We start from the raw sequence: 7,554 nt of genomic DNA on the forward strand, positions 1-7,554 counted from the left end.
CCCCTTATGGCATCTATTACCAGCCGCGCACTGACCCTGGCCTACGCCGGGCGCACCATTATCCAAGGCCTCGACCTGGCGCTGCCACGGGGCCAGGTGAGCGTGTTGATCGGCAGCAACGGCTGCGGCAAAAGCACCCTGCTCAAAGCGTTCGCGCGGCTGATCGCGCCGGCCGCCGGCAGCGTGCTGCTCAACGGCGCCGACATCCACCGGCAAAGCACCGCCCAGGTGGCGCGCGAACTGGCGATCCTCACGCAGATGCCGTTGGCCCCGGAGGGTATCAGCGTGCGCGAGCTGGTCAGCCTGGGGCGTTACCCGTACCAGAGCTGGCGCCAGCAATGGTCGGCCGAGGACGAAGCCCAGGTGGCCCGGGCGTTGGCCCGTACCGACCTGCTCGGCCTGGCCGAGCGGCCGGTGGATCAGCTCTCGGGCGGCCAGCGCCAGCGCGCCTGGATCGCCATGGCCCTGGCCCAGCACACCGAGGTGCTGCTGCTCGACGAGCCCACCACCTACCTTGACCTGGCGCACCAGATCGACGTGCTCGACCTGCTGCGCGAACTGAACCGCAACGAAGGCAAAACCGTGATCATGGTGTTGCATGACCTGAACCTCGCCTGCCGCTATGCCGACCACCTGGTGGCGGTGCATGGGCGCAGCGTGGTCGCCCAGGGCGCGCCGGCGGCGATCATGAGCGAGGCGCTGGTGCAGCAGGTGTTCGGGCTGGATTGCCGGATCATCCCCGACCCGTACTTCCATACCCCGCTGTGCATCCCCTTCAGCAAGGGGCAACGGCCATGAGCGTTGCGCCTTTCAGCGAAGCCCAGTGGGCGCTGCTGGCCGGGCCGCTGCGGCTGCGCCCGGCGGCGGAGCGCGATCACCCCCGCAGCCTGCCAGCGCAGGCGTTGTTCAGCGCCGAGCAGAGCGCCCGCCTGCTGGCCGCCCTGGGCCCGCTGATCGGCGCGCGGGCGCCGCGGGTGGTGGCCTCGCTGCTCGCCAAGCGGGTGTCGTTCCTGGCCACCGGCGCCTGCCTGTACGCCCTCTCGGCCTACGACCTGGGCCTGGAGCTGGCCGCCGAAAACGCTTTTATCGAGTACGGCCACGATGCCGGGGTGTGGACCTCGTGCATGCCCTTGCGCCGCTTGCAGCCCAGCCAGCCGCTGCCCGGCCAACGCGGCGCCTGGCGCCAGGCGGTGGCCCGTGAGCTGTTTGCCGGCTTGCTGCAGCCGCTGTGGGAAAGCTTCCACCAGGCCACCCGGCTGCCCCGGCGGATTCTCTGGGAAAACACCGCCGTGCGCGTGTATTCGCTGTACGAGCGGCGCCTGGCGCAGCACCCCGACGCCGCCGTGCGCGCCCAGGCCCGTGCCGACCTGCAATGGCTGGTGGCCGAAGCGCCCGCCGAGGTGTTCGGCCTGGACCACAACCCGCTGCAGCGCTTTTACCACGCCGCCACGCCGGTGGCCGAGGGCGGCGCCTGCGTGCGGGTGCGGCGGACCTGTTGTTTCTATTACCAAGCCAGCACGCCGGTGGAGTACTGCACCACCTGCCCGCTGCTGTACCCCAGGAGTGCCCGATGACCCGCCATACCCCCTCCGCGGCCGAGGCCGATTGGCTAGCCGCTTACCGCCACATTGGCAGTTCGACCATTGGCCACTTCGGCCGCGAGGGCTGGCTGCCCGGGCTGTTACCGCTGCACCCCGGCACCCAGGTAGCCGGCCGCGCGTTCACCGTGGCGGTGCACGCCCCGGATGGCGCGATCCTGCGTGACGCGCTGTGCGCCTGCCCGCCGGGGGCGGTGCTGGTGGTGGCCTGCCAGGGCGAGCCGGGATGCGCCTGCTGGGGCGAGTTGCGCACCTTGGCTGCGTTGGTCAAGGGCCTGGCTGGGGTGGTGGTCGACGGCCCGGTCACCGACCTTCGCGCGCTGCGCGAGCTGCCGCTGCCGATCTTTTGCGAAGGCGCCAGCGCCTACACCACCCGGGCGCTGGGTGGCGCAGGGGCGATCGAGGTGCCGGTGCAGGTTCGCGGCGTGGCCATCCACCCGGGTGATTTGATAATCGGCGACGACGACGGCGTGCAGGTGCTGCGGCCCGCCCAGGCCATCGCCGGCTTGCCGGCATTCCAGCGCAAGGAACACGCCGATGCCCAGCGCCGCGCCGAACTGCGCGCGCGTTTGCGCTTGGCCTGAGGGCCCATCGCCCCTAGCGCCGCGGCAGCATCCCGCTGAGCACGCCATCGCGGTCGATGAAGTGGTGCTTGAGCGCCACCAGCGCATGCCCACCCACCATCGCGCCGCACAGCCAGGCCACGTAAGTGTGGAACACCCCCACCAGGTGCTGCACGGTGGGGTTCGGCGCCACCAGCGGCGGCAGCTTGATCAGCCCGAGCATCAGCACGTCATGGTTGCCCGATGAGCTCCAGGCCCAGCCCGACAGTGGCAGGGCGATCAATGCCACGGCGTAAAGCAACAGGTGCCCGGCGTGGGCCGCGCGCTGCATCAGCGGGCTGATGCTGGCCGGCAGCGGCGGCGCCGGGTGGGTCAGGCGCCAGGCCACGCGCACGATCACCAACACCAGCACCGTGCTGGCGATGGCTTTGTGGGTGAGGGTGATCAGGTGGTCCTGGTTGATCGCCTGCCAATGCACCGCCGAGAAGCCCAGCAGCCAGGCGCCCAGCCAGATCGCCGCCATGCCCCAGTGCAGCCATTTCGCGGTGGCGGTGTAGTGCGGGTGGTGTGCCATGGTGCAAGTCCCTGTGCGCCGGGTGATGCACAGATATATACACCCGCTAGCACGCCGCCACCAGTGGCGTCACACAAGCTTCTCGTAGGGCAGGCCCACATAGTTTTCCGCCAGCGTGCGCCGGCCCGCTTCAGAGCTCAGGAAATAGTCCAGCTCGGTGTCGCGGATGCGCTGGCTGAAGGCGTCCAGCTCGGGGAACTGGTGCAGCATGCTGGTCATCCACCAGGAGAACCGCTCGGCCTTCCACACCCGCCGCAGGCAGGTGGGCGAGTACTGCGCCAGCAGGTCGGTGCGGCCGTGCTGGTACACCTGCTCAAGAATGTCGAACAGCGTGCTCACGTCGCTGGCCGCCAGGTTCAGGCCCTTGGCGCCCGTGGGCGGGACGATGTGCGCGGCGTCTCCGACCAGGAACAGCCGCCCATGCTGCATGGGCTCGGCCACAAAACTGCGCAGCGGGGCGATGCTTTTCTCGATCGCCGGGCCAGTGACCAGGCGCGCCGCCAGGTCCTGGGGCAGGCGGGTTTTGAGCTCATCCCAGAAGCGCTCGTCGCTCCAGTCCTGCACCTGCTCGCCGGCTGCCACCTGCACGTAGTAGCGGGTGCGCGTAGGCGAGCGCATGCTGCACAGGGCGAAGCCGCGCGGGTGGGCGGCGTACACCAGTTCTTCGTTCACCGGCGGGGTGTCGGCCAGCACGCCGAGCCAGCCAAACGGGTAAACCCGCTCGAACACCTTGAGCACGTCAGCCGGTATGGCCTGGCGCGCCACCCCGTGAAAACCGTCGCAACCGGCGATGTAGTCGCAGTCCAGGCGCTGGGCTTGGCCATTGTGGTTGAACGTGACCCACGGCTGGTGGCTGTCGAGCCCGTGCAGGGCCACCTCGCTGGCTTCATAGAAGGTGCTGGCGCCACTGGCCTGGCGGGCCGCCATCAGGTCGCGGGTGACTTCGGTCTGGCCATAGATCATCACCGTTTTGCCGCCGGTCAGGCCGGCCAGGTCGATGTGCACCCGCTGGCCGTTGGCGGCGATTTCCACGCCCGCGTGCACCAGGCCCTCGGCGTCCATGCGTTCGCCGACGCCGGCCTTGCGCAGCAGCTCGACCATGCCCTGTTCGAGCACGCCGGCACGAATGCGCCCACGCACGTAGTCAGGGGTTTGCCGTTCGAGGATCACGTTGCTGATGCCAGCGCGCTGTAGCAACTGGCCAAGCAGCAGGCCAGACGGCCCACCGCCGATGATGGCGACTTGGGTTTTCATTGTTGTGGTTCCCAGCGGGTTTATTGTGGTTGGAATGCTGGTATTTTTGCGCTGGGTAACCGGCCAAAACAGGCTAAAAAACGGCTAATACCGGTACTTTTCAGCAAAGCGTTCGATCACCGGCCAGTTCAGGAGGCTGCCATGCGCCAGGTCGCGGTACCCGTGTTCAAGCTGTACGGCGAAGTGCTGCAGTGGCCCACGCCGGACTTACTGCACTGCGAGACCATCCCCAAGCGTAGCCGCTTGCACCACTGGGAGATCCGCCCGCACCGGCATGCCGACCTCGCCCAGTGGCTGTACCTGCACAAGGGCCAGGCCGAGATCGAGATCGAGGGCCAACTGCGCACGGTGCGCCAGGCCACGTTGCAGTACGTGCCGCCGCTGTGCGTGCATGGCTTCAGGTTTTCCGAAAACGTAGAGGGCTACGTGATCACCCTCGCCGCGCCGCTGGTGGCCCACCTGCAGGCCGCGGCCGGGCTGGCGGCGGCGTTGTTCGAGCGGCCGGCGGCGTACCCGGCCGGGCGTGAGCGGGGCTATCTGCAGGCGCTGTTCAGCACCTTGCACCGCGAGTACCAGGGCCAGCAGCCGGGGCGTGAGCTGATGCTGCAGTCGTGCATCCAGATCGCCCTGGTGTGGTGCAGCCGCCAGGCGCTGAACCGCCAGGCCGCGGCCGCGCCGCCGGCGCGTGGGCGTGAGTTGATGGCGCGCTTCAACCGCCTGCTCGAAGCCGAATACACCCGCCAGCCCAGCGTCGAGGCCTTGGCCCACCGGCTTGGGGTCAGCGCCGGCACCCTCAACGCCACCTGCCGGCAATGGGCCGGGCACAGCGCCTTGCCGTTGCTGCACCAGCGGCTGCTGCTCGAAGCCCAGCGGCGGCTGACCTACACCACCTCCAGCGTCAGCCAGATCAGCGACGCCCTGGGCTTTGCCGACCCGGCGTATTTCGCGCGGTTTTTCCGCCGCCTGGCCGGGGCCAGCCCGCGGGCGTTCCGCCTGGCGGGGGATCAGGCCTTGGCGCGGGCCAGTACCCACTCCACGAAATGACGCACCTTCGGCACGTCGGCGGCGTGCTCGGGGTAGGCCATGAAGTGCGCGCCGCTGCTGGGCGTGAGGTACGGCAGCGCCACCACCAGCTTGCCCTCGGCGAGCTCATCGGCCACTAGGTAGCGCGGGATCAACGCCACCCCACAGCCGGCGATGGCGGCGTAGATGCACATGTAGAAGGTGTCGAAGCGCGGCCCGTGGTAGCTGTTGGCCGAATGCAGGCCCTGGGCCAGAAACCACTCGTGCCAGGCCTCCGGGCGCGAGGTGCATTGCAGCAGCACGGTGTTGGCCAGGTCCTGGGCACTGTTGATCGGCGCCTCGCGCAGGGCCTCGGGCGCGCACACCGGCACCACGTCTTCGCCGAACAGCTCCACACAGGTAGCCCCCGGCCAGGTGCCCTGGCCGAAGAAGAACGCCACGTCCGCGCGGGACTGGGTGAGGTCGAAGGGTTCGAGCTCGTTGCGGATCTCCAGGTGGATGTTCGGGTACTGCTTGCCAAAGCCCTTCAGCGCCGGGATCAGCCAGCGCGCGCCGAAGGTCGGCTGGGTGGCCACCCGCAGCACTTCGGTTTCGCCGCCGTAAGAGAGGATGTAACGGCTAGACATGTCGATCTGGGTGAGGATCTTGTTCACCTCGGCCAGGTACAACGAGCCGGCGGGGGTGAGCTGCAAGCGCCGGCGCACGCGCTGGAACAGGTGGTGGCGGAGCATATCCTCGAGCTGCGCCACCTGCTTGCTGACCGCGCTTTGGGTCAGGTGCAGCTCTTGCGCGGCGCGGGTGAACGACAAATGCCGGGCGGCGGCCTCGAAGCATTGCAGGGCGGTCATCGAAGGGGTCAGGCGTTTGGACATAACAGCGCAGGCACGGCGGGCAGCGGAGGAGGGCACGACTATACCGCCGCCGCCGCTGGCCTGCCACGGGCGTTTGCGCAGACCGGCGTGGGTGTTGTGCGGTAGTTATCCGTAGTAAAGTCAGTTTTTTGTGACACTTGTTTCATGCGTTACGGCGCATGCTGTTGCACAATAGCCGCCGATCGAATTCCCAGGACCTGCAATGTCTCACTCCAACGGTTTCGGTGCCTCGCGCAAAGGCATCGTGCTGGCCCTGCTGCTGGCCAGCGCCGCCGGCTGCTCCTCTAAAAAAGCCGGCATCTACGAACACGAAAGCTTCGACGATTCCGGCACGTTCTCGCGCAACTACCCGGTCAGCGACCTCGCCTCCTGCGAAGCCGCGCGCCGCGCGCTGCTCAGCCAGGGCTACATCATCACCAGCAGCGACCCCAAGCTGGTGGCCGGGCACAAAAGCTTCCAGCAAACCGCCGATACGCACCTTGAAATCAGCTTCAACGTCACCTGCGCGGCAGACACCCCCAGCGACAAAAGCTCGATCGTGTTCGCCAACGCCCTGCAGGACCGCTACGCGCTGAAAAAAGTGAACAGCTCTGCCAGCCTTGGCGTCGGCGTGCTGGGCTCGGTGTCGATGCCCATCGGCTCCACCGACGATTCGATGGTCAAGGTCGCCAGCGAAACCGTCTCGGCAGACACCTTCTACGACCGCTACTTCGCCCTGGTCGAAAGCTTCCTGCCGCCTGAAGCGAAAAAAGCCGCGCACATCGAAGAAAAGCCGAAAAAAGACCTTGGCGTGCCTGAGCAACCGGCGGCCAAGGCCGCCCCCGCACCGGCGCCGGCCGCCGCGGCGGAAGCGCCGGCCCCAGCGCCCGCGCCTGAACCCGCGCCTGAAGTGGTGCAGCAGCCCGCGCCGGCTGCCGTCACCGCTCCGGCCGCCCCCGCCGCACTCGCGCCAGTGGCCCCCGCGGCCGAGTCTGCCCCGGCAGCGGCTGAAGGCAGTTCCAGCTCGGAACCGGTGGTACCTCCCGCGGATGCCGCGCCGATCAGCGCCGAGTAGCCGTTAGGCCCATGCGGTTTGGGTGATGCGGCCCTCTGGGCCGCTGCTACGCGGGGTTTCTGTTTTTTTCGGCTATTGATCCCGATCAAGTTATCCAGAATTGGTTTTTTAGTTGTTAGTGTTTGTTTCGGTAAGTGTATGTTTGGTTAACTTTCGAAAGATGCTGTAACACCTGCGCAATTGTTCTAATTCGCTTCTCATAGATAATCCTTCCCCTTCGAGTTCAGCCGTTGACCAGGAAGGTTATTTCAGTGCCCGACACTACCCCACGCGTTGTCCCTGCCCGTTATCCCTGGCATGAGCCGGAGGAGGGCACGTGCCCGGTCTGTTATCCCTATGGGGGCTGCGGCAGCCCGCAACCGAAGGTTGTGATGAATGATCGCTGGCAGAGCGTTGCGCAGTTCAAGGAGGGGCTGGGGCTGACGGGGGAGCAGTCGGTGCAGTTTGATAGGTTGAATCGCCAGTTTCAGGGCTGGCCGCTGGCCATGATTTATCCGGGTGAGGTTTTGTTGGTGGGGGATTGTAGTGGTCTACTAACCCCGGACACCTCGATAGGTGAAAATGACCCTATCGAGGAGCTTTTCATGACCAAGAAGTACAGAAAATTCGATCCCAG

The 7,554-nt window shown here is 67.1% G+C and carries 9 protein-coding genes; 6 read left to right on the plus strand and 3 right to left on the minus strand.

Going from position 1 to position 7,554, the window contains the following annotated elements:
- Nucleotides 1–6 precede the first annotated feature (6 nt).
- The 3 genes from ACFZCE_RS19890 to ACFZCE_RS19900 are packed head-to-tail and all read left to right on the plus strand — an operon-like array spanning nt 7 to nt 2,182.
- A complete protein-coding gene (locus tag ACFZCE_RS19890) occupies nt 7–798 on the plus strand; it encodes an ATP-binding cassette domain-containing protein (protein ID WP_390942149.1) in 792 nt (263 codons plus the stop codon).
- Entirely contained in the window at nt 795–1,574 is a 780-nt protein-coding gene (locus tag ACFZCE_RS19895; protein WP_390942151.1) for an IucA/IucC family C-terminal-domain containing protein, read from the plus strand. The genes ACFZCE_RS19890 and ACFZCE_RS19895 overlap by 4 nt, the downstream gene beginning before the upstream one ends.
- The gene (locus ACFZCE_RS19900; protein ID WP_390942153.1) at nt 1,571–2,182 is read left to right on the plus strand and encodes an RraA family protein; all 612 of its coding nucleotides are present in this window, start codon (nt 1,571–1,573) and stop codon (nt 2,180–2,182) included. The genes ACFZCE_RS19895 and ACFZCE_RS19900 overlap by 4 nt, the downstream gene beginning before the upstream one ends.
- Before the next feature lie 13 nt (nt 2,183–2,195).
- Here the strand turns inward: ACFZCE_RS19900 and ACFZCE_RS19905 are convergent, their stop codons facing one another.
- Nucleotides 2,196–2,735: a cytochrome b/b6 domain-containing protein gene (locus ACFZCE_RS19905; RefSeq protein ID WP_390942155.1), complete on the minus strand. Its 540-nt coding sequence runs from the start codon at nt 2,733–2,735 to the stop codon at nt 2,196–2,198.
- A gap of 69 nt (nt 2,736–2,804) precedes the next feature.
- The gene (gene pobA / locus ACFZCE_RS19910) at nt 2,805–3,989 is read right to left on the minus strand and encodes a 4-hydroxybenzoate 3-monooxygenase (RefSeq protein ID WP_390942157.1); all 1,185 of its coding nucleotides are present in this window, start codon (nt 3,987–3,989) and stop codon (nt 2,805–2,807) included.
- A 141-nt stretch (nt 3,990–4,130) separates the two neighbouring features.
- Here pobA and ACFZCE_RS19915 point away from each other — a divergent pair, with 141 nt between their 5' ends.
- On the plus strand, nt 4,131–5,033 hold the full coding sequence (locus ACFZCE_RS19915) for a helix-turn-helix domain-containing protein (protein WP_390942158.1): 903 nt from the start codon (nt 4,131–4,133) through the stop codon (nt 5,031–5,033).
- Here ACFZCE_RS19915 and gcvA read toward each other — a convergent pair.
- Entirely contained in the window at nt 4,994–5,884 is an 891-nt protein-coding gene (gene gcvA, locus ACFZCE_RS19920) for a transcriptional regulator GcvA (RefSeq protein ID WP_390942160.1), read from the minus strand. The genes ACFZCE_RS19915 and gcvA overlap by 40 nt on opposite strands.
- 202 nt (nt 5,885–6,086) lie before the next feature.
- Between gcvA and ACFZCE_RS19925 the strand changes: the two genes are divergently transcribed.
- Nucleotides 6,087–6,938: a DUF2242 domain-containing protein gene (locus ACFZCE_RS19925; protein ID WP_390942162.1), complete on the plus strand. Its 852-nt coding sequence runs from the start codon at nt 6,087–6,089 to the stop codon at nt 6,936–6,938.
- A gap of 371 nt (nt 6,939–7,309) precedes the next feature.
- On the plus strand, nt 7,310–7,554 hold a 245-nt coding region (locus ACFZCE_RS19930; protein WP_390942164.1), incomplete at its 3' end, for a hypothetical protein.

It is taken from the genome of Pseudomonas sp. NPDC007930 (assembly GCF_042958985.1).
Classification (GTDB): Bacteria; Pseudomonadota; Gammaproteobacteria; order Pseudomonadales; family Pseudomonadaceae; genus Aquipseudomonas.

Excerpts from the sequence above, each read along its gene's own strand:
- ACFZCE_RS19890 (WP_390942149.1), top strand. The coding sequence starts at position 7 with ATGGCATCTATTACCAGCCGCGCACTGACCCTGGCCTACGCCGGGCGC.
- ACFZCE_RS19895 (WP_390942151.1), top strand. The coding sequence starts at position 795 with ATGAGCGTTGCGCCTTTCAGCGAAGCCCAGTGGGCGCTGCTGGCCGGG.
- ACFZCE_RS19900 (WP_390942153.1), top strand. The coding sequence starts at position 1,571 with ATGACCCGCCATACCCCCTCCGCGGCCGAGGCCGATTGGCTAGCCGCT.
- ACFZCE_RS19905 (WP_390942155.1), bottom strand. The coding sequence starts at position 2,735 with ATGGCACACCACCCGCACTACACCGCCACCGCGAAATGGCTGCACTGG.
- pobA (WP_390942157.1), bottom strand. The coding sequence starts at position 3,989 with ATGAAAACCCAAGTCGCCATCATCGGCGGTGGGCCGTCTGGCCTGCTG.
- ACFZCE_RS19915 (WP_390942158.1), top strand. The coding sequence starts at position 4,131 with ATGCGCCAGGTCGCGGTACCCGTGTTCAAGCTGTACGGCGAAGTGCTG.
- gcvA (WP_390942160.1), bottom strand. The coding sequence starts at position 5,884 with ATGTCCAAACGCCTGACCCCTTCGATGACCGCCCTGCAATGCTTCGAG.
- ACFZCE_RS19925 (WP_390942162.1), top strand. The coding sequence starts at position 6,087 with ATGTCTCACTCCAACGGTTTCGGTGCCTCGCGCAAAGGCATCGTGCTG.